At 66.8% G+C, this 23,538-nt stretch carries 21 protein-coding genes and 1 pseudogene; 10 read left to right on the top strand and 12 right to left on the bottom strand.

The window, feature by feature from the left end:
* Positions 1-186: 186 nt before the first annotated feature.
* The 12 genes from GXN78_RS37715 to GXN78_RS37770 all read right to left on the bottom strand — a co-directional run bounded on the left by GXN78_RS37715 (position 187) and on the right by GXN78_RS37770 (position 16,167).
* Positions 187-534: a helix-turn-helix transcriptional regulator gene (locus GXN78_RS37715; RefSeq protein WP_239143069.1), complete on the bottom strand. Its 348-nt coding sequence runs from the start codon at positions 532-534 to the stop codon at positions 187-189.
* The gene (locus GXN78_RS37720) at positions 527-1,921 is read right to left on the bottom strand and encodes a HipA domain-containing protein (protein ID WP_146162989.1); all 1,395 of its coding nucleotides are present in this window, start codon (positions 1,919-1,921) and stop codon (positions 527-529) included. Before GXN78_RS37720 ends, GXN78_RS37715 begins: the two co-directional genes overlap by 8 nt.
* 132 nt (positions 1,922-2,053) lie before the next feature.
* The gene (locus tag GXN78_RS37725; RefSeq protein WP_106555378.1) at positions 2,054-2,776 is read right to left on the bottom strand and encodes a carbonic anhydrase; all 723 of its coding nucleotides are present in this window, start codon (positions 2,774-2,776) and stop codon (positions 2,054-2,056) included.
* Positions 2,777-2,795: 19 nt separating this feature from the next.
* Positions 2,796-3,623 (bottom strand): peptidylprolyl isomerase, encoded by an 828-nt coding sequence (locus GXN78_RS37730; RefSeq protein WP_106555379.1) that lies wholly within the window; start codon positions 3,621-3,623, stop codon positions 2,796-2,798.
* An 18-nt stretch (positions 3,624-3,641) separates the two neighbouring features.
* The gene (gene narI / locus GXN78_RS37735; protein ID WP_106555380.1) at positions 3,642-4,373 is read right to left on the bottom strand and encodes a respiratory nitrate reductase subunit gamma; all 732 of its coding nucleotides are present in this window, start codon (positions 4,371-4,373) and stop codon (positions 3,642-3,644) included.
* Complete coding sequence (narJ, locus tag GXN78_RS37740) at positions 4,370-5,065, bottom strand: nitrate reductase molybdenum cofactor assembly chaperone (RefSeq protein ID WP_219910058.1); 696 nt, start codon at positions 5,063-5,065, stop codon at positions 4,370-4,372. The genes narI and narJ overlap by 4 nt, the downstream gene beginning before the upstream one ends.
* Positions 5,066-5,067: 2 nt before the next feature.
* On the bottom strand, positions 5,068-6,600 hold the full coding sequence (gene narH / locus GXN78_RS37745; RefSeq protein WP_106555381.1) for a nitrate reductase subunit beta: 1,533 nt from the start codon (positions 6,598-6,600) through the stop codon (positions 5,068-5,070).
* Complete coding sequence (locus GXN78_RS37750) at positions 6,597-10,415, bottom strand: nitrate reductase subunit alpha (RefSeq protein ID WP_106555382.1); 3,819 nt, start codon at positions 10,413-10,415, stop codon at positions 6,597-6,599. Before GXN78_RS37750 ends, narH begins: the two co-directional genes overlap by 4 nt.
* A gap of 26 nt (positions 10,416-10,441) precedes the next feature.
* Positions 10,442-12,094: an MFS transporter gene (locus tag GXN78_RS37755; protein ID WP_106555383.1), complete on the bottom strand. Its 1,653-nt coding sequence runs from the start codon at positions 12,092-12,094 to the stop codon at positions 10,442-10,444.
* The gene (locus tag GXN78_RS37760; protein ID WP_106555384.1) at positions 12,091-13,380 is read right to left on the bottom strand and encodes a nitrate/nitrite transporter; all 1,290 of its coding nucleotides are present in this window, start codon (positions 13,378-13,380) and stop codon (positions 12,091-12,093) included. The genes GXN78_RS37755 and GXN78_RS37760 overlap by 4 nt, the downstream gene beginning before the upstream one ends.
* Before the next feature lie 163 nt (positions 13,381-13,543).
* Entirely contained in the window at positions 13,544-14,227 is a 684-nt protein-coding gene (locus GXN78_RS37765; RefSeq protein WP_106555479.1) for a response regulator transcription factor, read from the bottom strand.
* Between the two features lie 17 nt (positions 14,228-14,244).
* Complete coding sequence (locus GXN78_RS37770) at positions 14,245-16,167, bottom strand: type IV pili methyl-accepting chemotaxis transducer N-terminal domain-containing protein (RefSeq protein ID WP_106555385.1); 1,923 nt, start codon at positions 16,165-16,167, stop codon at positions 14,245-14,247.
* 127 nt (positions 16,168-16,294) lie between these two features.
* On the opposite strand from GXN78_RS37770, the gene GXN78_RS37775 reads away from it, so the two are divergent.
* From GXN78_RS37775 to GXN78_RS37820, 10 genes and pseudogenes are all read left to right on the top strand, one after another.
* The gene (locus GXN78_RS37775; protein ID WP_106555386.1) at positions 16,295-16,738 is read left to right on the top strand and encodes a universal stress protein; all 444 of its coding nucleotides are present in this window, start codon (positions 16,295-16,297) and stop codon (positions 16,736-16,738) included.
* A gap of 95 nt (positions 16,739-16,833) precedes the next feature.
* On the top strand, positions 16,834-18,252 hold the full coding sequence (gene hemN / locus GXN78_RS37780; protein ID WP_106555480.1) for an oxygen-independent coproporphyrinogen III oxidase: 1,419 nt from the start codon (positions 16,834-16,836) through the stop codon (positions 18,250-18,252).
* Between the two features lie 65 nt (positions 18,253-18,317).
* Positions 18,318-18,956 carry a nitroreductase gene (locus tag GXN78_RS37785; protein ID WP_106555387.1) on the top strand — a complete coding sequence of 213 codons (639 nt, stop codon included), beginning with the start codon at positions 18,318-18,320 and terminating at the stop codon, positions 18,954-18,956.
* 55 nt (positions 18,957-19,011) lie between these two features.
* Entirely contained in the window at positions 19,012-19,563 is a 552-nt protein-coding gene (locus tag GXN78_RS37790; RefSeq protein ID WP_239143070.1) for a hemerythrin domain-containing protein, read from the top strand.
* A 123-nt stretch (positions 19,564-19,686) separates the two neighbouring features.
* Complete coding sequence (locus GXN78_RS37795) at positions 19,687-19,998, top strand: DUF2249 domain-containing protein (protein WP_106555388.1); 312 nt, start codon at positions 19,687-19,689, stop codon at positions 19,996-19,998.
* Between the two features lie 32 nt (positions 19,999-20,030).
* Positions 20,031-20,324, top strand: a pseudogene (locus tag GXN78_RS37800) (nitric-oxide reductase large subunit); the annotation flags it as partial.
* 22 nt (positions 20,325-20,346) lie between these two features.
* Complete coding sequence (locus tag GXN78_RS37805) at positions 20,347-20,817, top strand: Rrf2 family transcriptional regulator (protein ID WP_106555389.1); 471 nt, start codon at positions 20,347-20,349, stop codon at positions 20,815-20,817.
* Positions 20,814-21,137, top strand: coding sequence for a metal-sulfur cluster assembly factor (locus tag GXN78_RS37810; protein WP_106555390.1), 324 nt, complete (start codon positions 20,814-20,816; stop codon positions 21,135-21,137). The genes GXN78_RS37805 and GXN78_RS37810 overlap by 4 nt, the downstream gene beginning before the upstream one ends.
* A complete protein-coding gene (locus tag GXN78_RS37815; RefSeq protein WP_106555391.1) occupies positions 21,131-22,288 on the top strand; it encodes a hypothetical protein in 1,158 nt (385 codons plus the stop codon). Before GXN78_RS37810 ends, GXN78_RS37815 begins: the two co-directional genes overlap by 7 nt.
* A complete protein-coding gene (locus GXN78_RS37820; protein WP_106555392.1) occupies positions 22,288-23,484 on the top strand; it encodes an NnrS family protein in 1,197 nt (398 codons plus the stop codon). The genes GXN78_RS37815 and GXN78_RS37820 overlap by 1 nt, the downstream gene beginning before the upstream one ends.
* Positions 23,485-23,538: the final 54 nt, after the last annotated feature.

The following is a 23,538-nucleotide window of genomic DNA, read 5'->3' on the forward strand; positions in this document are numbered from 1 at the left end:
CAGGTGGTCGGCGCCGTCTGTCGTGTGGGAGCTTGGGTCGGGGGTGTCGGCACTGGTCATGGCGGCCGCGGCAGGGCGCATGCGCGCCGCTTCTGTTGGAACCTACGAACGGTAGGGCTTCGCTGCGAACGGGGTATTGATGAAGGTCAAGGATCACGCGATACCGGGAATCACGCCCAGTCGATTTCACCGATCAGAATCGGAGCCGGCGATCTCCGACGATGCTCGCTCCAGGTCGCGGGCGGAAACTCTCTGGCTGTTCTTCGGCACAAAGCCGACCTGGAGCCCGAAGATGCCCGCGATTTTTTCCAAGGTCTCGATCGTCGGGTTGGCCTTGTCCGCTTCGATCAACCGCAAGCTTTGAACGCTGAGGCCGCGGTGCTCTGCAAACTCGGGCTGAGTCAGCTTGCTGATGCGACGCATGGCGGCAACGGCCTGGCCGACCGACATGCTCCCCGAGGCGATGGCAGCGTAGAACTCAGCGCGGAGCCTGCGCTCACCGTCAGCGTTCGAGCGCTTGCGCCTCTTATCCACGGCAGCGCTCCCGATCGACATCGTCTGGAACGAAAGCGGAGAGCGCCTGTAGTTGCTCAGCCTGCTTGTCGATGGTTCTTCTGCACGCCTCGATCACACTCGCCTCGATGCCGCAATCCGCGGCAATCGAAGGGATTGCTGCGACCGTGAGGGCGAAGTCGGCCAGGGCCGCGGCAATGATCCCGCGTTCTTCGTCGTCGACTTCGAGGGTTTCGAGGATCTCCGTCCAGTTGTCCTGGATTTTCCCCGCGCCGTCACGCCAATGGCAGCCGCGAACGATGACCTCGCTGTCGAGGAACATCGGCGCGAAGTCGAATACGGGGGTGAGCTGAACGGTGCCGTCGAGAAGCCGCTGCACCGCCGTGTTTCGCGCGTGGTTGTCCGTGTTGCGCATCGCCAGGTTCAGCACATCGCGTTGCATGAACTCGATCGTCTCGCACACGGGATCCGACACGGCACCGCGGAGCCCCTTGAGCAGCGTTTGCTGGCTCTTGGGGATACCGAAGCCTCGCAGGTCACAAATGCTTGCCAGGCTCTCCTGGTGAAGCCGGTGGACCTGCCCATCGATCACCTGGCGGTCGAAGCGCCGGACGAACAAGATCTCGCCGTGAAGCTTCGGCTCTGCCAGGGTCCTCATGCCGCATGAGGCGGCAAGCCGCAGGAAGCCGGCCTCGTTTCGCAGCACAGCTCGATCCTCGTTGCTCTTGCCGCGCGGAAGCTTGATCAGCCAGTGCTCCCGCACTCGCTCATCCGGCAGGGCCAGATCTGCGAACCAACGAGCGTCCTGATCGGTGCTCAACAAAAACTTCGGTGCGACACCTTGGACGCCGGTCGTGCCTGAAGCGAGCATCGCGTGCAGGGAAAGGTGGTCGAGGAACCCCTGGCTGCGCTTCAGGACCTCGTCGAGCTCGAATCCCTGAGCCGTCGCCGGGTCCGGATTCTTTTGCGCCTGGTCATTGAAGAACTCGAGCGCGCTCTCGAAACGTAGGCAGCCGATCGGGTTGAAGGCGCCATTCAGCACCAGCGGCATGATCAAGTTGTCGCTGTCTGCGAGCTCGAGCTGCTCGAGCAGATACTTGCGGCCCTTGCCTTGCGGTACCAGGTCATAAAGGAACGCTGGCGGCCGTCGATCTGCCTCACGACCCGCGGGCCCGTCAATCCACCGGTCGGGCTCGATGCCGATGGGCAGCCCAAGCGCCACCGGCCACGGATCTGCTTCGCTGAAGACGTACTCGGGCAGGTACTCAAATCGGCACTTGTCAGCCGCGAGGGCCTGGATGCTCGCCGCGGGCACCCACTCCCCGCCCCGATGGATGTGGATGGTGGTGGCAGGGCTTCCGGCTGGCATATTGCCCATCATAATAGGCAAATTGCGACGCTGATGCAACGCACTTTATCCATCTCACTGCGTAAATTGACGGCCGATGCGATTGCCCGCGGCGTCATGGCTGCGGCCGGCGCGGGCGCGGCGAGGAACTCGTGGATTTCCTTCACGCAGCCCAGCGTTTCGCCCGGGCCTTCAGGCAGCCCTTGCGCCAGCGGGCGCCAATGCCTCGTCGATCTCGTTGAAGATGCTGGTGCCGCTTCCATCGTCCACCGGCGAGTGGTCGAACGGCCCGGTACCGCTGTGGTCGGCATGCGATGCCGGCACGAAGCTTCCGGTGCGAAGGTCGAAGACATGCACCTCGCCGTCCTCGATCACGTAGTGCCAGCCATGGAGCGCGAGACGGCCCGACTCGACGCGCTCGCGAACCATCGGGTAGGCCATCAGTCGCTCCAGCTGCAGCACGACGCAGCGCTGCTCCGTACGGCGCAGCGCTTCGGCCGTCACCTGCACCGGCAGCGCGGCCTCACGTGCGAGGTCGAGCCAGGCCGAGAGGTTGGTCGCCTCCGGCACGTCCTCTTCGTACAGCGCGCGGATGCCGCCGCAATGGCTATGGCCACAGACGACGATGCGCTCGACGCCGAGCCTGAGCACGGCAAATTCGATCGCGGCAGCCGTTCCGTGATAGCCGGCGGAGCCGTCGTGCGGCGGCACGAGCGCGCCGACGTTGCGGACGATGAACAGTTCGCCGGGCCCGGTGCCGGTGAGCAGGTACGGGACCAGGCGCGAATCGGAGCACCCGATGAACAGGATGTTCGGATGCTGCCCGTCGCGCACCAGGCTCTGGAACCGGTCCTGCACGCCGGGAAAGTAGTCGTCGTGAAAGCGCCTCAGCCGCTGCAGCAGTTCGTCAGGCATCGCGCACCGCCGGCTGCGTTTATTGGACCAGCGGCGTCTGCGCCGCGTCGAGGTCCACACCTTCGACCGTGGCCTGGCCGGCCAGCAGCTGAAGGCACTGCCGAAGCGCCGTGACGTAGGCCTGCTGGCGCAGGGCCGTCGCGACCGCGCCGCGCACCGACTCGAAAGACTGCGGCTCGCCACCCTCGCGTTCGAGCACTTCCACAACGTGCAGGCCGAAGCGGCTGTGCACCAGGCGCGGCAGGACGCCGACCTCGACGTGACCGAAGATCTCGCGCGCGAACTCGGGTGCGCAATCGGCGGGGGTCAGCCATCCGAGCGCGCCGCCTTCTGCCCCGCTGGGACAGTTGGACAGTTCGCGGGCAGCCCGCTCGAAACCGGTGCTTGCGCCACCCTTTGTCTTGCCACCGTGGCAGCGGACATCGAGCAGGCAGGCCTCTGCGCGATTGCGCAGTGCCACCACGTCCATGCCCGGCGTCACTGCGAACAGGACATGCCGGATTCGCACACGCTGTCCCGTCCGGTAGCGCGCCGGGTGCGCCGCATGATGGCGCCGGCAGGCTTCCTCGGAGGGCTCGGGCACCTGCAGTTCGCGCTCCAGCCAGGCAACGATGGCCCGCGAGGCCGCTTCGCTGAGCACTCCATCGCCGGGCGCCCGGTCCGTGGACTCCAGCACGCCGCTCTCGATGGCCGCCTGTCGCAGAAGCTCGGAGCACGCGCGCTGACGCAACGCTTCCATCGACAGCGTCTCGGCTTCGGCGTGCAGGGCCACGCCATTGATCCGCGCCAACCGCGGTGCGATGCCGTGGGGCGCCGCGGCGCCCGGGTTGAGGGTTTCGGCATTCATGAAGTTCTCTCCTCGCGTTCAGAGGGCCCCGGGCTCGCGCGGCTGGTTGTGACCGGCAGGCACGTTCAGCCGGCGGCTGCGCACGACCTGGTGCGAGCGGAACAGGAATCGGACCGTCCCGAAGCCGCTCCACACATGCACCAGCCGGCTGAACGGGAACAGCAGGAAGATCGTCATGCCGAACACGATGTGGAACTGGTAGGGCCAGGCCAGGGCCGCCAGTGCCGTGGCATCCACCGGCCGCAGCGTGACGATGCGCTGCGCCCAGTCCGCCAGGATCAGCATCACGCTCCCGTCGGCATGCTGCAGCGAGAACGGCAGCGTGATCAGCCCCACCACGAGCTGGACCCACAGCACCAGCAGAATCGCGATGTCCGTGGGGTGGCTGGTGAGACGGATGCGCGGATCGAACACGCGCCGGTACAGCAGCAGCGACAGGCCGACGAAGCACAGGCTGCCCGCGACACCGCCCGCCACGACGGCCATCATCTGCTTGGTTGCCGCGCTCATGAAGATGCCGTAGACGCTGTGCGGCGTGAACAGCCCGACCATGTGGCCGAAGAACAGGAACAGGACGCCGGCGTGGAACAGGTTGCTGCCCCAGCGCAGGGTTCCGGTGCGCAGCATCTGGGAAGAGTCGCTCTTCCAGCTGTACTGGCTCTGGTCGAAGCGGATCAGGCTGCCCAGCACGAACACCATGAAGCAGACATAGGGATAGACCTGGAAAAGAAAGCCATACACGCCATTCATGACGATGCTCCTTGTGCCGCGTTGTTCCTGCGCACGATGTGGATGGGTTGCGGCTGGCCTGGCCTCGCTTGGCCTTTCGACGAGCAGCCGTCGAACGCGACCGGCTCGGCCCAGCTTTCGTCGAGCGTCTCTTCGGCCGGCGGCTTGAGCGGCTGCGCCTTCTCCCCGGCCAGTTCGAGCAGGGCGCCGAAGACGCTGGCGTAGGGACTGCCGCGATCCAGCAATGCGCCGAAGATGGCATTCAGGATGTGTGCCATCTCGCCGAGGAAGGCGCGGGCCTCGCGCGCCGGCTGCGTGGAGGCGAACTCCAGCACGGCCGGCAGATAGTCGGGCAGTTCGCCCTCGGCCAGCAGCAAGCCGGCCTTCTCGTAGGTCTGCGCCAGGTCGATCATGGCCGGTCCCCGCTCGCGCGAGTCGCCGTGCACATGCTCGAACAGATGCAGGGAGGTGCCGCGGCCCCGGTCGAAGAGTTCGACGTAGTCGCCTTCGGCCTCCAGGTCGTCGGCGCGCCACAGCGTGTCCATCAGCGCATCGAGTTCGGAAAGTCGGGAGGGCGACAGGGCATGCTCGTCCTCCAGCAGATCGCGCATCTCCGGCAGATTGCCGCGCAGATGCGCATCGGGATAGCCGACCACGGCCGAGAGGACGCGCAGGCTCTTGGTCATGGGCCGCGGGGAGTTCAGTGCAAGCATGCTCAAACCTCCGCCCGGATGGGGATCGTGCGCTTTTTCTCGCCGCCGAACAGGCTCACCTCGCTGGTGCCTTCCGAGCATCCGTTGCCGAAGGTGAAGCCGCAGCCGCCGCGCACGTTGAACGTGTTCTCCGCGTACTCGCGATGGGTGGAGGGGATCACGAAGCGATCCTCGTAATTGGCGATCGCCATCACCTGGTACATCTCCTCCACTTCCAACTGGCTGATGCCCACCTGTTCCAGCACCGCCTGGTTGATGCGCCCGTCGACGTGCTTCTCGCGCTGGTAGGCACGCATGGCCAGCATGCGCTCGAGCGCGTTCACGACCGGCAGGGTGTCGCCGGCGGTCAGCAGGTTGGCCAGGTAGTTGACCGGAATGCGAAGCTGGTTGACGTCGGGGATCTCGCCGTTGCGGCCCACATGCCCCGCATTGGCGGCAGCGCTGATCGGCGACAGCGGCGGCACGTACCAGACCATCGGCAGCGTGCGGTACTCGGGATGCAGCGGCAGGGCCACCTTCCATTGCACCGCCATCTTGTAGACCGGACTGTGGCGCGCCGCCTCCATCCATTTGTCGGGGATGCCGTCCAGGCGCGCCTGCGCGATGACCTTGGGGTCGTTCGGGTCGAGGAAGATGTCGAGCTGCGCCTGGTACAGGTCGCGGTCGTGCTCGACGCTGGCAGCCTCCTGGATGCGGTCCGCGTCGTACAGCAGCACGCCCAGGTAGCGGATGCGGCCGACGCAGGTCTCGCTGCACACGGTGGGCTGGCCGGCCTCGATGCGCGGGTAGCAGAAGATGCACTTCTCCGCCTTGCCGCTCTTCCAGTTGTAGTAGATCTTCTTGTACGGGCAGCCGCTCACGCACATGCGCCAGCCGCGGCACTTGTCCTGGTCGATGAGCACGATGCCGTCTTCCTCGCGCTTGTAGATCGAGCCGGAGGGGCAGGACGCCACGCACGCCGGGTTCAGGCAGTGCTCGCACAGCCGCGGCAGGTACATCATGAAGGTGTTCTCGAACTGGCCGAGCATGTCCTTCTGCATCCGGTCGAATCCGTCGAGGTTCTTGTCCTTGCTGCGCCCGGCAAATTCGCCGCCGAGGATCTCCTCCCAGTTCGGCCCCCAGACGATCTTGTCCATCTGCTTGCCGGTGATCAGGCTGCGCGGACGGGCCGTGGGGGTCGCCTTCATCTCCGGTGCCGACTGCAGGTGGCCGTAGTCGAAGGTGAAGGGCTCGTAGTAGTCGTCGATCTCGGGCAGGTTCGGGTTCGCGAAGATGCGCATCAGCAGCTTCCACTTCGCGCCTTGCCGCGGCTCGATGGTTCCGTTGGCCTTGCGCACCCAGCCGCCGTTCCACTTGTCCTGGTTCTCCCACTCCTTGGGGTAGCCGATGCCGGGCTTGGTCTCGACGTTGTTGAACCAGGCGTACTCCATGCCGGGGCGGCTGGTCCAGACGTTCTTGCAGGTGACCGAACAGGTGTGGCAGCCGATGCACTTGTCCAGGTTGAGCACCATCGCGATCTGCGCGCGAATCTTCATGCGACTTCTCCTTGCGCCTGCACGGGGCGAATCAGTTCGTCGGCGACCGGCGTGTCGAGCCAGTCGACCCGGTTCATCTTGCGCACCACCACGAACTCGTCGCGGTTGGTGCCGATGGTCCCGTAGTAGTTGAAGCCGTAGCTCAACTGCGCGTAGCCGCCGATCATGTGGGTGGGCTTGAGCACGATCCGGGTCACCGAGTTGTGGATGCCGCCGCGCGCGCCGGTGATCTCGGAGCCGGGCGTGTTCACGATCTTCTCCTGCGCGTGATACATCATCACCATGCCCGGGTTGACGCGCTGGCTCACCACCGCACGCGCCGCGATGGCGCCGTTCACGTTGAACAGCTCGATCCAGTCGTTGTCGACGATGCCGGCGCGCTTCGCGTCGTCCTCGCTCAGCCATACGCAGGGCCCCCCGCGGCTGAGGGTGAGCATCAGCAGGTTGTCGGTGTAGGTCGAGTGAATGCCCCACTTCTGGTGCGGCGTGATGAAGTTGAGCGCGATCTCGGGATTGCCGTTCGGCTTGACGCCCTGGATCCCCGCGGTGGTCTTCAGGTCCACCGGCGGGCGGTAGCTGGCAAAGCCCTCGCCGAACGCGATCATCCACGGGTGGTCCAGGTAGAACTGCTGCCGCCCGGTCAGCGTGCGCCATGGGATCAGCTCGTGGACGTTGGTGTAGCCGGCGTTGTACGAGACGGTCTCGCTCTCGATGCCGCTCCAGGTCGGCGAGCTGATGATCTTGCGCGGCTGCGCCTGGACGTCGCGGAAGCGGATCTTCTCGTCCTCTCGGTGGATCGCCAGGTGCCGGTGGTCGCGTCCGGTCTGTTTGCCCAATGCCTCCCAGGCCTTCACCGCCACGTGGCCGTTGGTCTCGGGCGCCAGCATCAGCACCACCTCCGCGGCGTCGATGTCGCTCTCGATCTTCGGCATCCCGCAGGTGACGCCGGGCTCGGTGACGAAGCCGGAGAGTTCGCCGAGCTGCTTCACTTCGGCCTGCGTGTTCCAGCCGATGCCCTTGCCGCCGTTGCCGGCCTTGCCCATCAGCGGTCCCAGTGCCGTGAAGCGCTTGTAGACGTTGGGGTAGTCGCGCTCCACCACCTGCAGGCTGGGCGCGGTCTTGCCCGGCACCAGCTCGCACTCCCCGCGCTTCCAGTCGCGGGCCTCGAAGGGCTGGGCCAGTTCCGACGGGCTGTCGTGCATCAGGGGCGTCAGCACCAGCTCGCGCTCGACACCGAGATGGCCGACGCAGACCTCGCTGAACTTCCTGGCGAAGCCCTTGTAGATGTCCCAGTCGCTGCGCGCCTGCCAGGCCGGGTCCACCGCCGTGGAAAGGGGATGGATGAAGGGGTGCATGTCGCTGGTGTTGAGGTCGTTCTTCTCATACCAGGTGGCTGTCGGCAGCACGATGTCGCTGTAGAGGCAGGTGGTGCTCATGCGGAAGTCGAGCGTCACCAGCAGATCGAGCTTGCCTTCGGGCGCCTTGTCGTGCCACACGACCTCTTCCGGCTTGGCCTCCTCGGCGCCGAGGTCCTTGCCCTGCACGCCGTTGCTGGTGCCGAGCAGGTGCTTGAGGAAGTACTCGTGCCCCTTGCCGCTGGAGCCCAGGATGTTGGAGCGCCACACGAACATGTTGCGCGGCCAGTTGTCCGGGTGGTCGGGGTCGGTGCAGCTCATCTTGAGCGAGCCGTCCTTCAGCGCCTGGACGGCGTAGTCCTTCGGATCGACTCCCGCGGCCTGCGCGTCGCGCACCACCTGCAGCGGATTGGTCTGCAGCTGCGGCGCGCTCGGCAGCCAGCCCATGCGCTCGGCCCGCACGTTGTAGTCGATCATGCTGCCCGCATAGGCCTTCTTGTCGGCCAGCGGCGAGAGCACTTCCTCCACGCCCAGCTTCTCGTAGCGCCACTGGTCGGTGTGCGCGTAGAAGAAGCTGGTGCTGTTCATCTGGCGCGGCGGGCGAATCCAGTCGAGCGCGAAGGCCAGCGCGGTCCAGCCGGTCTGCGGGCGCAGCTTCTCCTGTCCCACGTAGTGCGACCAGCCGCCGCCGCTCTTGCCGATGCAGCCGCACATCATCAGCATGTTGATGACACCGCGGTAGTTCATGTCGCTGTGGTACCAGTGGTTCATCGCCGCGCCGATGATCACCATCGACTTGCCGTGCGTCTTGTGCGCGTTCTCGGCGAACTGGCGCGCCACCGTGATCAGCTGTGCGCGCGGCGTGCCGGTGATGCGCTCCTGCCAGGCCGGCGTGTAGGGCGTGTCGTCGTCGAAGCTGCTGGCCGCCAGCTCGCCGCTGAGCCCGCGCGCCACGCCGTAGTTCGCCACCTGCAGGTCGAAGACCGTCGCCACCAGCGCGTCGCGCTGCTCGCCGGCCTTGCCGAGCGCGATGCGCCGGACCGGCACGGTCCGCACCAGCACGTCGGTCTGCTCGTTGTGGGGGAAGTGCTCGCTGGCGATCCCGCCGAAGTACGGGAAGCCGACCCGGGCCGTCTCGGCGCTCGGCGAGTCCCCTTCGAGCACCGAGAGCCTGAGCTTGACTTCGTTGCCGTGGCGCGCCTCCTTGGCCTCGAGGTTCCACTGGCCTTGGTCCGCACGTCCGTCAGGCCCCCAGCGGAAGCCGATCGCGCCGTTCGGCAGCACCACCTTGCCCTCTTCGTCGAAGGCGACGGTCTTCCATTCCGGATTGTTGGCCTGGCCCAGCTTGCCGTTGAAGTCCGATGCGCGCACATAGCGGTCGGGCACCATGACGACTTCGCCGCCGGGGAGCTGGTGCTCCTTGAGCATCACCAGCATCGGCATGTCGGTGTAGCGGCGCACGTAGTCGTCGAAATAGGCGCTGCGCTCGCGGCCGCCGTCGGGAAAGTAGAACTCCTTCAGGATCACGTGGCCCATCGCCATGGCCACCGCCGCATCGGTGCCCTGCTTCGGATGCATCCAGATGTCCGCCAGCTTGGCAACCTCGGAATAGTCCGGCGTCACGGCCACCGTCTTCGCGCCCTTGTAGCGCACTTCGGTGAAGAAGTGCGCGTCCGGGGTGCGGGTCTGCGGCACGTTGGAGCCCCAGGCGATGATGTAGCTGGAGTTGTACCAGTCGGCCGACTCGGGCACGTCGGTCTGCTCGCCCCAGACCTGCGGGCTGGACGGCGGCAGATCGCAGTACCAGTCGTAGAAGCTCATGCACACGCCGCCGATCAGGCTGAGGTAGCGGCTGCCCGCGGCGTAGCTGATCATCGACATCGCCGGGATCGGCGAGAAGCCGATGATGCGGTCCGGCCCGTGCTTCTTGATCGTGTAGACGTTGGCCGCGGCGACGATCTCGTTGACTTCGTCCCACGAGGAGCGCACGAAGCCGCCGAGGCCGCGCACCTGCTGGTAGTCGCGGCGCCTGGCATCGTTCTCGACAATCGACGCCCACGCGCCGACGGGATCGTGCGCGATGCGCGCTTCGCGCCAGCTCTTGAGGAGCCTGCCGCGCACCATCGGGTACTTGACGCGGTTCGCGCTGTACAGATACCAGCTGTAGCTGGCGCCGCGCGCGCAGCCGCGCGGCTCGTGGTTGGGCATGTCCCAGCGGGTGCGCGGGTAGTCGGTCTGCTGGGTTTCCCACGTGACGATGCCGCCCTTGACGTAGATCTTCCACGAACACGAGCCGGTGCAGTTCACGCCATGGGTCGAGCGCACGATCTTGTCGTGCGCCCAACGATTGCGGTAGGCATCTTCCCACGTGCGGTCTTCGCCCGTGGTGACGCCGTGGTCGCCGGAGAAGGATTCCCGTGGCTGGCTGAAATAGCTGAGGCGGTCGAGGAAATGGCTCATTGAATGGGCTCCGGAAAAGTCGTGGCTCAGGGGTTCTTCACATACGCGTTGGGGCGCAGGTAGAACCACCAGTTGAGAACGAGGCACAGGGCGTAGAACACCGCAAAGCCGTACATGGCAAGCTCGGGCGTGGCGGCCTTGATCTGGGCGCCGATCACCACCGGCGCAATGAAGGCCCCGTAGGCCGCCACGGCGGAGGTCCAGCCGAGCACGGGGCCGGCCTGCTGCCGGTCGAAGATCACCCCGATCGTGCGGAAGGTCGAGCCGTTGCCGATGCCGCTGGCGGTGAACAGCACCACGAACAGCACCATGAAGATGAGGAAGTACTGCTCGGGCGCGGCCGAGCGGTAGGCCAGCAGCATCACGTAGCCCACCGCGGTGGAGGCCACGACCATCACCGCCGAGACGATCTGGGTGACGATCGAGCCACCTATCCTGTCGGAGATCCAGCCGCCCACCGGCCGCACGGCCGCGCCGATGAAGGGGCCGATCCAGGCGTACGTCAGGGCCGAAGGCGCATTGGGGTTCTTCAGCACGTGCTGCATCACGCCCGACGCGTCCGCCACGTGGCTGACGCCGAAGATGACCGTGATGGCCAGCGGCAGCGCCATCGAGAACCCGATGAACGAACCGAAGGTCACGATGTACAGCAGCGTCAGCGACCAGGTGTGCCGGTTGCGGAAGATGCCGAACTGCTTGGCGATGCTCTCCTTCATGGGGCCGAAGGCCGTGAGCTTGAGCACCAGCAGCGTGCTGACGATGATCAGCGGCATGGCGATCCACATGTTCAGCACCCCCAGGCCCGTCGGCGCCGGCAGGTACAGGTACAGGCCGAGGCCGGCCGGGACGAAGGACAGCGTGTAGAGCCAGACGATCTTCAGAAAGGCGACGATCGGGCCACCCGTGTCCGGCGAGACCGTCTTCAGGTTGTTCATGCCGAACCAGCAGAAGCCCGCCAACGGCACCAGCGACAGCAGCCAGGCGAAGCCCGCGTTCTGGATCCAGGTCGGCGTGCCGGCCGCGATCTTCCCGAAGATCCAGCCGCTGTCCTTGACCAGCGTCATCGGCTCCCCGCCGAAGGCGCCGAACACGCCTGCCGTCATCACGAGCGGAATGACGATCTGCATGCTCGTCACGCCGAAGTTGCCCAGCCCGGCATTCAGCCCCAGCGCGGTTCCCTGCAGACGCTTGGGAAAGAAGGTGCTGATGTTGGACATCGAGCTTGCGAAGTTGCCCCCGCCCACGCCCGACCACAGCGCCATCAGCTGGAACGACCACAGCGGCCAGTCCTTGTGCTGCAGCACGATGCCGGTGCCGATGGCCGGTGCCAGCAGCATGGCGGTGGTCAGGAAGATGGTGTTGCGCCCGCCGGCCAGGCGGATCAGGAAGGAGGCGGGGATGCGCATCGTGGCGCCGGCGAGCCCGGAGATCGCGGTCAGCGAGAACAGCTCGGCCTGGCTGAATGGAAAGCCCAGGTTGAGCATCTGGACCGTGATGATTCCCCACATGCCCCAGATCGCGAAACCGCACAACAGGCTGGGCACCGAGATCCAGAGATTGCGATAGGCGATGCGGCGGCCGGTGGACGCCCAGAAGGCCTCGTCCTCGGGTCGCCAGTCGGCGATGTCGGCGCCGTTCGCGGGCGGCAAGGGCCCCTTGATGTCGATGGTGGTGTTCATGCGGGCTCCTGCAATGAGGGGGGTGTGGTTCGGCCGTCGAGGCTGAAGGCGTGGGCGCGCCGGCCCATGACCTCGGTGGCGCGCACCTCGGTCCAGTACATCCAGATCAGCGATACCCAGACCACGCCGTACATCAGCATGAAGGCGCTGGAACGGATGCCGGTGAGATCCACCAGCGCGCCGAACATGATCGGCAGCACGAAGCCGCCCAGCCCACCGGCCAGGCCGACGATGCCGCTGATGGTCCCTATGTTCTCGGGGTAGTCGTCCGCGATGTACTTGAACACCGAGGCCTTGCCGAATGCGAAGGCAATGCCGAGCAGGAACATCAGGCCGGTGAAGGCGTAGACGTTCAGGCCGATGTGAAAGGTCTTCGGTCCGGCGAGGGTGACGATGGTGAACTCGGTCTGCGGATAGCTCAGCAGGAACAGGCAGATCCAGCTCACCCACATCACCCACCAGGTCACCGAATGCGCGCCGTACTTGTCGCTCAGCCAGCCGCCGACGGCCCGCAGCACGCCGCCCGGCAGCGAGAAGCAGGCGGCCAGGAGCGCCGCGGCGCGGATCTCGAGGCCGAACTCGCCGATGTAGTACTGCACCATCCAGAGGCTCAGCGCCACGTAGCCGCCGAACACGATGCTGTAGTACTGGCAGTACTTGACGACCTTCGGGTCCTTCAGCGCGCGCAGCTGGTCCGAAAAGCGCGTGTGGCTCGGCACCAGGTGCGCGGGATCGCTCGCGCTGAACACCCAGAACAGCACCAGGGTGCCGAGCATGACGGCGGCATACACCTGCGGCACGAAGGCCCACCCGAAGGCGACGACGAGCGCCGGCGCGATGAACTTGTTGACCGCCGCGCCCGAGTTGCCGGCGCCGTAGACCCCCATTGCGAAGCCCTGGCGATTCTTCGGGAACCAGCGCGCCACGTAGGGCGTGCCCACCGAGAACGAGCCGCCGGCCAAGCCGACGAACAGGCCGATGACCAGGAAGTGCCAGTACGCCGTCGCGTAGCTCATCAGCCAGATGGCAGGCACGGTGAGCGCCATCAGCAGCGCCATCACGATGCGGCCGCCGTACTTGTCGGTCCAGATGCCCAGGGGCACGCGGATCAGCGACCCGGTGAGCACCGGGGTGGCGGTCAGCAGGCCGAACTCGGTGGCGTTGAGGCCCAGCGACTTCTTGATCGGGATGCCGATCACGCCGAACATCATCCACACCATGAAGCACACGGTGAATGCCAGCGTGCTGACCATCAGCACCGACAGTGCCTGGCTGTTCCTGCTCATGACGAAGACCGCTCGTTGATCATGGGTCGACTGTAGGAAGCGCCGGCGCCTCACACCATCCTTCGGTGGAGGGGCCGCAATGCGGCATCGGGAGGATGTCGCCGGATGCGGCATCCTTCGGAAGAACTATCGACGGGGGAAAGCGCTGCGCGTTTGCGCCGGATCAATCCAGGCCGCGCTCGACGGCGATGACGGCAGCCTGCACGCGCGAGCTCACGTCGAGCTTGCGCAGGATGTGCTGGACATGGATCTTCACGGTGGTCTCGGCGATGCCCAGCGAGCGTGCGATTTCCTTGTTGCCCTGGCCGCCGGCGATGCCGCGCAGGATGTCATGCTCGCGCGGCGACAGTGCGTCCAGCGGCGACACCAATGCCGCGGGTTCCGCAGCCTTCGCGGGCTGCGGTGTGGCGGCATTGCGGTAGGCCGCGACGAGCTTGCCGGTCATCTCTTCGGCCACGATGCTCTCGCCGTGCATCACGCGCCGAATGGCTGCGGCCAGTGCGTCGCCCTCGATAGTCTTGAGCAGGTAGCCGCTCGCGCCTGCACGCAGCGCACCCGCGAGGTCGCATTCGTCCTCGCTGACCGTGAGCATCAGCACCCGTGCCGCGGGCACGGCCTCGCGCAGCGCCGGCAAAGCGTCGACGCCGGTAACGCCCGGCAAGTGGTTGTCCAGCAGGATCAGGTCGGGCTTGAGTTCCTGCGCACGGCGCTGGGCTTCCCCCGCGTCGCCGGCGTCGCCGACGACCTCGAAGCCCGGATCGCGATGCAGCAGTGCCGTGAGTCCGCGCCGGAACAGCGTATGGTCGTCCACCACCAGGATGCGGATCTTCGCCGGGACAGGGTTCATCGGGGTGCAGGCCATGCTCAGGCCACGCGAAGTTGCGGCGCCGCTGCGGGCTGGGAGGCGGTGCCGGAGGTCATCGGCAGGGTCAGCACGACCGAGGTGCCTCGGCCGGGCAAGGACATCACGTCGAGCTGCGCACCCAGGCGCTCGGCACGCTCGGCCATGATGCGCATGCCCACGTGAGTCTCGTCGGGCCCGCCGTCACGCTCGGCAAACCCGAGGCCATCGTCGCGCACCTCGAGCCGCCATTGCGGCGCCTGCTGCACGTCCAGCCACACGCGGCTGGCATGGGCGTGCTTGCGAACGTTTGACAGCGCCTCCTGCACGATGTGAAGCACCTGGATCTGCGTGTCCGGGAGCAAGGGCATGCCCTGGCCCTGCATCTGGAGGCTGGCCTTCAATCCGCTCTGGTGCTCGAACTTTCGAAGCGTGGTGAGAAGCGCCGGCTCGATGTCCTCGCCGTTGGTCCGGGTGCGGAAATGCATCAGCAGCTCGCGCACATCGCCGTAGCTCTCGCGCACGCCGACGTCGATCTCCCCCAGGACGTGCTGGACCTGCGTGCCATCGCCGGCAGCGAGCGCATCCCGCATGAGCTGGACCTGGATCTTCAGGAACGCGAGCGACTGGGCGATCGAGTCGTGCAATTCGCGCGCGAGCAGGCCTCGCTCCTGCGAGATCGCGGCCTCGAGCTCCAGCGAATTCAGTCGAAGGTTCTCCATGGCACCCGCAAGATGAACGGTGAGCGATTCCAGCAGCGAGCGCTCCGCCTCGGAGATCGTGATGCGGGCGTGGAAGAACAGGTCCGCCTCGCCCATCAAGCGCTCGTGCAAGCGGATCGGTATGGAGACCACGGTTTCGAAACCCGCCTGAACGCAATGCTGCATCCGCACGGGCTGCATGGCACGAATCGCTATCACGCGCGCGCCCGATGCTGCGAGCGCCGAGCCGCAATGGCAGTCGCCGGCCTTCAAGCAGTGTTCGGCATCTGTCATGGCCTGGGGCAGGCCCTGCGAGGCCAGCATCAGGTAGCGGCGGTTCGCCTCGTCCGACCAGCGCAGGGCCACGCCGTCCGCATGCGCGATCCGGGCGATGCTCTCGGTGAATCCCTGCGCCAGCTCGTCGAGCGTCGTGGCCTTGGCGGCCAGCGTCGTGACTTCGTAGAGGCACTCCAGGCGGGCGCGCTCTTTCTCCAGCAACGCCGTCTTCTCCCGCACCCGGCTCTCCAGGTCCCGGTACATGGACTGCAGTTGGTCCGCCATGTCATTGAATCCCTCTGCCAGGGTTCCAAACTCGTCCGTGCTGGTGCGCGCGACGCGGCCGCCCAGGTCGCCAGCCTGGAGGCGATGAAACGCGTCCTTCAGCAGTCCCAGCGGCTCCAGGACGAAGCGATAGCCCGTATGGACCAGCACCGCCGCCGCAATGAGCGCGATGCCCATCATCGCGACCTGCAGCAGATGCATCAGCGCAGTCCAGCGCGACAGATGGTCTTCGATGCCGGCGACGAACGCATCGATGTCCAGGGTGAATGCGACCGCGTCCGCGCCCAGGTCGCGCATGGCCGGGACGCCGGCCGTCCGCGAGTCGGCAAGACGGGCACGGAAGGCGACCCAGTCGCGTTCGACCACGGCGAAACGCTCGCGCACCGCTTTGTCCCAGGGCACGAACAGGGGTCGTTCGGCGTCGCCGTTGCGCAGCAGTTGCAGGCTGCGCTCGAACTCCGCGACCTGTTGCGGCAGCGCCTGCACGTCCGTGTCGCCGGCCGACAGCACGATCCGGTAAGTGCGCATGCGCATGCGCCCTGCTTCGTTCACCGCGGCGGCGCCCCCCTCGATCTGCCACGACATGTAGACGAGCGTGGCAATCGCACCCAGGGCGGCCAGCAGGAATGGCAGAGCCACCAGCGCCAGCTTGGCGCCAAGAGTCCATTGCCTTGGTTTCGTCATCGAGCGCGGGTCATTCGTTGGCCTGCCGGATTCTCGATCCTGATCGGCGTGCTTGATTGATCCAGATCAAGTACCCAAAGGCCCGCCGGACTACGCTGTGAACACTCAACGTAGCAGGAGATCGATCATGTTCAAGCGCATTCTTGTCGCCACCGATGGCTCCCAACTGGCAGAAAAAGCCGTCGCCAAGGCCATCGACCTGGCCACCGAACACAAAGCCGAGCTCACGGCCTTCACGGTGGTGCCGCGGCAAGCCAAGAGTCACATGGATGGGGTTCTCAAGTTCGAGTCCGAAGAGATGGACCGCATCGAGGGCCGGCGCGCGGAGCAGGCCAAGACCATGCTCGAGGCGATCGAGAAGCGCGCCGAGGCATGTGGTGTCCGGGTCAGCTCCGCCATCGTGAGATCCAGCCGCGTGGCTCATTCCATCGTCGACGCTGCCGGCAAGTACGGCAGCGACCTCATCGTGATGGCCACGCACGGACGCACCGGGCTGACGAGCGCCTTCCTGGGCAGCGAAACCGCGCAGGTGCTTGCGCATTCCGACGTGCCTGTGCTCGTGCTGCGCTGATGCCCGGCATGGCCACAAGCCTTGTCTCGGGCGCCCGTGCGGTCGGCCCCATGCACGGGCGCGAGGCCCTGCAGACCGCGTACCTGAAAGAAATGATGCCTGCCGCACTGGCCCCCGCACCCGCAAGCACGCAGTCGCCGATCTCGGCCGACGTGCTGGCCCGCTTCGACGTATCCGGGCCTCGCTACACCTCCTATCCGACGGCGGATCGCTTTGTAGAAGCCTTCGGTCCCGCGGACTACGGTGACGCTGCGCGCCAGCGACGGCTGGGCATCAGCGCAAGCAAGGCCCCGATCTCGCTCTACGTCCACATTCCGTTCTGCGCGTCGCTGTGCTACTACTGCGCCTGCAACAAGATCATCACCCGGCATGCCTCGCGTGCGCGCGAGTACCTGCGGTACCTCGAGAAGGAGATCGCATTGCAGGCAGCGCAGCTGGGCTCGAGGATGCCGGTCAGCCAACTGCACCTCGGCGGCGGGACGCCAACCTTCCTGAGCGACGACGAGCTGACCGAACTGATGCGCATGCTGCGTCATGCCTTTTCGTTCGCACCCGACGGCGAATACTCCATCGAGATCGATCCGCGCACAGTCGATGCCGGCCGCCTCGCGCACCTGGCTCGACTCGGCTTCAATCGCCTGAGCTTCGGCGTCCAGGACTTCGATCCGGCCGTCCAACAGGCAGTGCATCGGATCCAGCCCGCGCAACAGGTCTTCGATCTCGTCGCATCGGCACGCGCACTGCAGTTCCAGTCGGTCAACGTCGACCTGATCTACGGGCTGCCGCGACAGACTGCCGCGTCGTTCGACCGGACGCTGGCGCAGATCTGTGAGCTGCGACCGGACCGCATCGCCCTCTATGCCTACGCGCATCTGCCCGAAAGGTTCAAGCCGCAGCGACGAATCGCCACCGGCGAGTTACCCTACGCGGCCACGAAGGTCGAGATGCTGTCGCGCTCCATCCGCGCGCTCACGGCCACCGGCTACGTCTACATCGGCATGGACCACTTCGCGTTGCCGGACGACGGCTTGGCCGTCGCCAAGCGCCAGGGCCGGCTCCACCGCAACTTCCAGGGCTACAGCACGCAGCCGGACTGCGACCTGGTCGCTCTCGGCGTGTCGGCGATCGGAAGGGTGGGCGGCACGTACAGCCAGAACGCGAAATCCCTGGAGGACTACTACGACCATCTCGACCAGGGACGCCTGCCGGTGGCGCGCGGGCTCGCGTTGTCGCGCGACGACGTGCTGCGCCGCGCGGTGATCATGGCCATCATGTGCCAGGGTTACGTGGATTTCGAATCGGTCGGCATCGCGCACCTGATCAACTTCAGCGATTACTTCGCCTCCGAACTGGGCGCCCTCCGCCAGATGGAGACGGACGGACTGGTTCGCGTCACCGACCGCGATCTCACCGTGACGGACACCGGGTGGTTCTTCGTGCGGGCCGTGGCCATGGTCTTCGACCGCTATCTGCAAACGGACCGCAAGCGCGCTCGCTTTTCCCGGGTCATCTAGCAGCGACTACCGCGCGGGGCTCCACCTCGGAAGCTATGGTGAATCTCGGACTGGGGGAACTCGATATGTCTCTTGACACGAACACCTGCGCGTCGACCGCCGACCCGGCCGACTCGCCCATCACCGGACGGCAACTGGCCCGGCTGCTGCATGCGCGCCGTACCGTGCTGCCCAAGCGGCTCGGCTCGCCGGGGCCTGAGCGGCCCGAACTCGATCAGATCCTCGGCGCTGCGGCCGCCGCGCCCGACCATGGCGCACTGGTGCCATGGCGCTTCGTCATCGTTCCGCCGCGTGAGAGAGAGCGACTGGCCGCGGTCTTCGCGCAGTCGTTGCAGGAGCGCGACGCCGCAGCCACGCCGGACGAGCGCGGAAGAGCGCGCGAGGAGGCATTCCAGGCGCCGGTCCTGATGCTGGCGATCGTCCGGCTGGGCCCCGACGATGGAGAGGTTCCGGCCACCGAGAGGATCCTGTCGGCCGGATGCGCCATCCAGAACATGCTCCTGACTGCGACGGTCCTGGGTTTCGAGTCGGCGCTGACCTCGGGCAAGTCGCTGGAATCGGCCGGACTGCGCGCATTGTTCGCCCTGGACGAGCATGAAGAGCCGCTGTGCTTCATCAGCCTGGGCACGATGCTGGCCTACAAGGCCGGCCCGGCGCGGCCCGACATCGGGCGCTACGTCTGCGAGCTGGGGCATGGGCGATGAGCCGCCGGGCCGCTCCTAAGCGAATGGCACCGCAGCCGAAGTTGAAGGTACTCCAGTGAACCGGTCTTCGCGGCTGGACTCCCTCATCGCGTCGCCGGCCGCCGGGTTCGAACAGCCCTTCGAGATGATGACCGCCTGCCATGAGCGTGTGCTGCGCACGCTCGGGCTGCTCGAGCGCTTGCGCGCCCACGTTGCGCGTCACGGAGCCGACCAGCAGGCGCGGCAGGCGGCTCGCGACGTCATGCGCTACTTCGACATGGCCGCGCCGCAGCACCATCTCGACGAGGAGATGCATGTGTTCCCGGCACTGCACGCGCGAGGCGACCCTTCCATGCTCGCGCTCGTCTCCCGTCTCCGGCAGGACCATCTGGAGATGGATGGGCGCTGGCGCGCAGTGCGCGCGATCCTCGAACGACTCGAGCGTGCGGAGATCCAGGCCATCTCGACGGCCGACTCGGCGCAGATCGATGCCTTCACGCGCTTGTATGGCGCTCACATCGAAGCCGAGGAGCAGCTCGCCTATCCGGCTGCGGCTGCGCTGCTCGAGGATGGCGCGCGCGACGCGATGGGCGCCGAGATGCGCCGTCGCCGCGGTGCGGCCGGCTGAAGACCCCGCGCGCCGGGGTCGATGGGTGTGCGGCCGACGCCGCTTTCGATGCGTACCTTGATGCAGATCAACATCCCGCCGTGCACCCGTTCCTAGCATAGATGCATTCGAAATACACCTTCTATGCCGTTCGCATCGACAAGGAAAACATCCGTGAGATCCGCAGTCTTCTCCTCCACCGCCGACGTCCGTGTGCTTGAACCACGCTTTCGTCATTCGCACATCTTCTCGACCTTCGCCGCTCTCGACGACGGCCAGGCAATCGAGCTCGTGAACGACCACGATCCTCTGCCGCTTTACGCACAGTTCGAGGCCCAGTGGCCCAACGGCTTCGCATGGAACTACCTCGAGGAAGGCCCCTTGCTCTGGCGCGTCGCGATCACCAAGGTCCCGACCTTCAACACGCATGCCAGCGGCGGATGCGGCGGCGCCTAGGCGCCGAGCCCATCCTTCGAAGGCCGCTCGCCATGATGGTGTTCCTGTCGCTGCTGCCGGCCGGCATCTACCAGGCCTGGGCCAGCGTCACGCAGGGGTTGTGGTTCGCCCGCTCCGCCGAGGTCGTGCATTCCAGCGTGATGAAAGTCCTGGTCTGGATGCGCGTGCCGGGCGACATCGTCTTCGCGCTGGGTGCGGTGCTCCTGGCCGGCTATGCGCTGCGTCTTCTGCGCCGGCCGGCGTTGCAACCCGCAGCGCAGCCCGAACCGGGGTCCAAGGGGCGCAGGGGCCTGGCCGTCCAGGCAGGCCGCGCAGCCCAGCCTTGACGCCACTCGCCCGCCGCCCGCCATGAAGCTCACCGCCTTCACCGACTACAGCCTGCGCGTGCTGATCTACCTCGCCGCGCAGCCGGCGCGGCGCGCCACCATCGCGGAGATCGCGTCCTCGTTCGCGGTGTCGGCGCATCATTTGACCAAGGTGGTCCATTTCCTGGGCAAACACGGGTGGCTGGCCAACGTTCGCGGCAAGGGAGGTGGCCTGTCGCTCGCCAGTCCGCCCGAGTCAATCAACATTGGCGATGTCGTGCGCCACACGGAGGCCAGCACGATCGTGGAGTGTTTCGGCGAAGGCGGCGGCGAATGCCGGATCACCGGCCTGTGTCGTCTGCGCGGCGTGCTGGACGAGGCCGTGGCGGCGTTCCATGCGGTCTTGCGCCGCTACACGCTGGCGGATCTCGTCAGCAACCGGGAAGCGCTTTCGGCCGTCTTCTTCGTCGATAGAGCGGCGCAGCCCCGCCGTCCTGCGAAGGGGGCTGCATGACCTTCCCCTACGAGGGCCCCGAAGCCCTGAGGCAACCTGTGACCGAGGCGCTGTCGCGCGTGGTCGACCCGGAAGTCTCCTTGAACATCGTGGATGTCGGCCTTGTCTACGGCGTCACTGTGGATGCCGACACGGTGCACGTGCGCATGACGATGACCTCGGCCGCGTGCCCCGTGATCGATCTCATCATCGAGGACGCGGAGCTCGAGCTGGACAAGGTGGTTCCCGAGCACCTCAAGATCCGCACGGAACTGGTGTGGGAGCCGCCCTGGACCCCGAAGTGCATGAGCGAGGACGCCAAGCGGTTCATGGGATGGTGAACATCGAACCCCCAACTGTCGCAGGCCGCCATGGGACGCCGGCACCTCGAACGCGGAACATCGCGCGCCTGCTGTTCGCCGCCCTGGTGGGTCTGTCCCTGGCGAGTGGTGTCGCGGGTGGACTCTGGCGACTCGGCGTGGCGGTGCCGGACCCTGCGTCTTTCCCCCGCACCGGCCAGGTGCTCCTCGCGCATGCGGCCCTGAGGATCTGCGGCTTCCTGGGCACGGTCATCGGCATCGAACGTGCCGTGGCCGTCAGGCACCGGGCGGCCTTCCTCGCCCCGCTCGCGTCGGGCACCGGCGCGCTGTGCCTGATGCTCGGGGAGCAAGCCCTCGGCGCATGGCTCGTCGTGGCGGCGGCGCTGCTCTTCCTTGCGGTCAACGCGGCGGTCGTGCGGCGCCAGCCGGCCCCCCACACCCTTCTGCTGCTGGCGGGCGCGGGCGCCTGGGTCGCCGGCAGCCTCCTCTTCGCGCTGGGCCAAGGCGGCCATGCGGTCTTTCCCTGGTGGTTCGCATTCCTCATCATGACGATCGCCGCCGAGCGCCTGGAGATGACGCGACTCATGCGACGGCGCCCCGCGGCCGACCTCATGCTCCATGCCGTGCTGACGCTGCTGCTGGCGGGCGCGGCATGGTCGATCGCGGCGCCGCGCGCCGGCGGGCTGGCCTATGGCACGGCGCTCGTGCTGCTGGCCGCGTGGCTGGCGAGCTTCGACGTCGCGCGACGCACGGTGTTTGCGCACGGCCTTGCCCGCTACATGGCGATCTGCCTGCTGGGCGGCTACGCCTGGCTCGGAGTCGCCGGTGCCGCGTGGGCCGCGATGGCACTGGGATGGGACACCCGGGATGCAGCGCTGCATGCGCTGGGCCTCGGCTTCATCCTCAGCATGATGATGGGACACGCACCCGTGGTACTGCCGTCGATCGCACGGGTCAAGCTCCGGTTCGGCGCCTTCTTCTATCTGCCGCTGGCCGTCCTCCATCTGTCGCTCCTCGTGCGCCTCGTGCTGGGAAGCTTCAGCGAAGCGCTGCGGGCCACCGGCGCCTTCTTCAATGCGGCAACGATCGGCTTCTTCGCCGCCACCGTGGCCGGCGCGGCCGTGGCGTGGCGTCTGCAACATGGCGCCGCCGGCGCCGGAAAGTCCAGGTAATGGCCCCCTTCATCGCCGTCAAGCCATCGCAGGCACCTGCAGACCGGCAGCCCCGCTTTGCCCTGTGGCAGCTCGGCTTCCGGCCGTTCTACCTGCTGGCCAGCGCCTTCGCCGCCCTGTCCGTCGGACTGTGGGCGGTGCAGTTCGCCGGGTGGCTGCCGCTGGCCTATCTCCCGGGTCCGCTGTGGCACGCGCACGAGATGGTGTTCGGCTTCATGCTCGCGGTGATCGTCGGCTTCCTGTTCACCGCGGGGCGCAACTGGTCCGGCCGGCCGACGCCCACTGGCCTCCCGCTGGCAGCGCTGGCGGCACTCTGGGTGGCAGGGCGCATCCTCGTGCTCACGCCTTTCGCCTGGACAGCCGCGCTGGTCAACGCCGCCTTTCCGCTGGCGAGCGCGCTCGCCCTGGCCATTCCCCTCGTGAACGCCCGCAACCGCCGCAACTACTTCTTCATCGGCTTGCTGCTCCTGCTGTCGGGCGCGGCGCTGGCGTTCCACCTTTCAGCGCTCGGCGCGATCGCGACGCCGGCATGGATCGGCATCCAGCTGGCCTTGGACATCCTGCTGTTCATCATGGCAGTCATGGGCGGCCGGGTCATTCCGATGTTCACCAACAATGCCGTCCCAGGCGCCAACGCGACGCGCCTGCCCATGGTCGAGCGGGCGGCGCTCGGCGGCGTGATCGTGCTGCTGCTGACCGACGCGTCGGGCCTGCCCTCGGTCGCCGTGGCCGCTGCCGCCCTCGCCGCGACGCTGGCGCAGCTGGTGCGATGGCTGCTGTGGCGGCCGTGGAAGTCGCTGGACAACACGCTCGTCCTGGTACTGCATCTGGCCTACGCGTGGATCCCCGTCCATCTTGCGTTGCGGGCGCTGGCGTCGCAAGGCTGGGTGTCGCCCTCTCTCGCAACCCACGCGCTGACCGTGGGAGCGGCGGGCGGACTCATCATCGGGATGATGGTGCGGACCGCGCGAGGGCACACGGCCCGGGTCCTGCGCGCCGACCAGGTCGACACCGCCTGCTTCCTGCTGGTCCTGCTCGCGGCACTGGTGCGGGTTGTGGTTCCGCTGCTCGCACCGTCGCAAACGATCGTTGCGGTGCTTGCTTCCGCCGCCTTCTGGACATGGGGCTTCGCGCTGTATGCGGTGCGCTATTGGCCGGTGCTGACGCGACCCCGCCTGGACGGCAAGCCCGGCTGAACCTGCCGACATCCATCCATCCATCCATCCATCGACATCGAACATCGAACATCG

The organism is Variovorax sp. WS11 (genome assembly GCF_010499245.1).
Taxonomy (GTDB): domain Bacteria; phylum Pseudomonadota; class Gammaproteobacteria; order Burkholderiales; family Burkholderiaceae_C; genus Variovorax.

Bases quoted from the DNA above. Each gene is read 5' to 3' on its own strand.
- GXN78_RS37725 (WP_106555378.1), bottom strand. From the start codon at position 2,776: ATGCCTGACGAACTGCTGCAGCGGCTGAGGCGCTTTCACGACGACTAC.
- GXN78_RS37730 (WP_106555379.1), bottom strand. From the start codon at position 3,623: ATGAATGCCGAAACCCTCAACCCGGGCGCCGCGGCGCCCCACGGCATC.
- narI (WP_106555380.1), bottom strand. From the start codon at position 4,373: ATGAATGGCGTGTATGGCTTTCTTTTCCAGGTCTATCCCTATGTCTGC.
- narJ (WP_219910058.1), bottom strand. From the start codon at position 5,065: ATGCTTGCACTGAACTCCCCGCGGCCCATGACCAAGAGCCTGCGCGTC.
- narH (WP_106555381.1), bottom strand. From the start codon at position 6,600: ATGAAGATTCGCGCGCAGATCGCGATGGTGCTCAACCTGGACAAGTGC.
- GXN78_RS37750 (WP_106555382.1), bottom strand. From the start codon at position 10,415: ATGAGCCATTTCCTCGACCGCCTCAGCTATTTCAGCCAGCCACGGGAA.
- GXN78_RS37755 (WP_106555383.1), bottom strand. From the start codon at position 12,094: ATGAACACCACCATCGACATCAAGGGGCCCTTGCCGCCCGCGAACGGC.
- GXN78_RS37760 (WP_106555384.1), bottom strand. From the start codon at position 13,380: ATGAGCAGGAACAGCCAGGCACTGTCGGTGCTGATGGTCAGCACGCTG.
- GXN78_RS37765 (WP_106555479.1), bottom strand. From the start codon at position 14,227: ATGAACCCTGTCCCGGCGAAGATCCGCATCCTGGTGGTGGACGACCAT.
- GXN78_RS37770 (WP_106555385.1), bottom strand. From the start codon at position 16,167: ATGACGAAACCAAGGCAATGGACTCTTGGCGCCAAGCTGGCGCTGGTG.
- GXN78_RS37775 (WP_106555386.1), top strand. From the start codon at position 16,295: ATGTTCAAGCGCATTCTTGTCGCCACCGATGGCTCCCAACTGGCAGAA.
- hemN (WP_106555480.1), top strand. From the start codon at position 16,834: ATGCCTGCCGCACTGGCCCCCGCACCCGCAAGCACGCAGTCGCCGATC.
- GXN78_RS37785 (WP_106555387.1), top strand. From the start codon at position 18,318: ATGTCTCTTGACACGAACACCTGCGCGTCGACCGCCGACCCGGCCGAC.
- GXN78_RS37795 (WP_106555388.1), top strand. From the start codon at position 19,687: ATGCCGTTCGCATCGACAAGGAAAACATCCGTGAGATCCGCAGTCTTC.
- GXN78_RS37805 (WP_106555389.1), top strand. From the start codon at position 20,347: ATGAAGCTCACCGCCTTCACCGACTACAGCCTGCGCGTGCTGATCTAC.
- GXN78_RS37810 (WP_106555390.1), top strand. From the start codon at position 20,814: ATGACCTTCCCCTACGAGGGCCCCGAAGCCCTGAGGCAACCTGTGACC.
- GXN78_RS37815 (WP_106555391.1), top strand. From the start codon at position 21,131: ATGGTGAACATCGAACCCCCAACTGTCGCAGGCCGCCATGGGACGCCG.
- GXN78_RS37820 (WP_106555392.1), top strand. From the start codon at position 22,288: ATGGCCCCCTTCATCGCCGTCAAGCCATCGCAGGCACCTGCAGACCGG.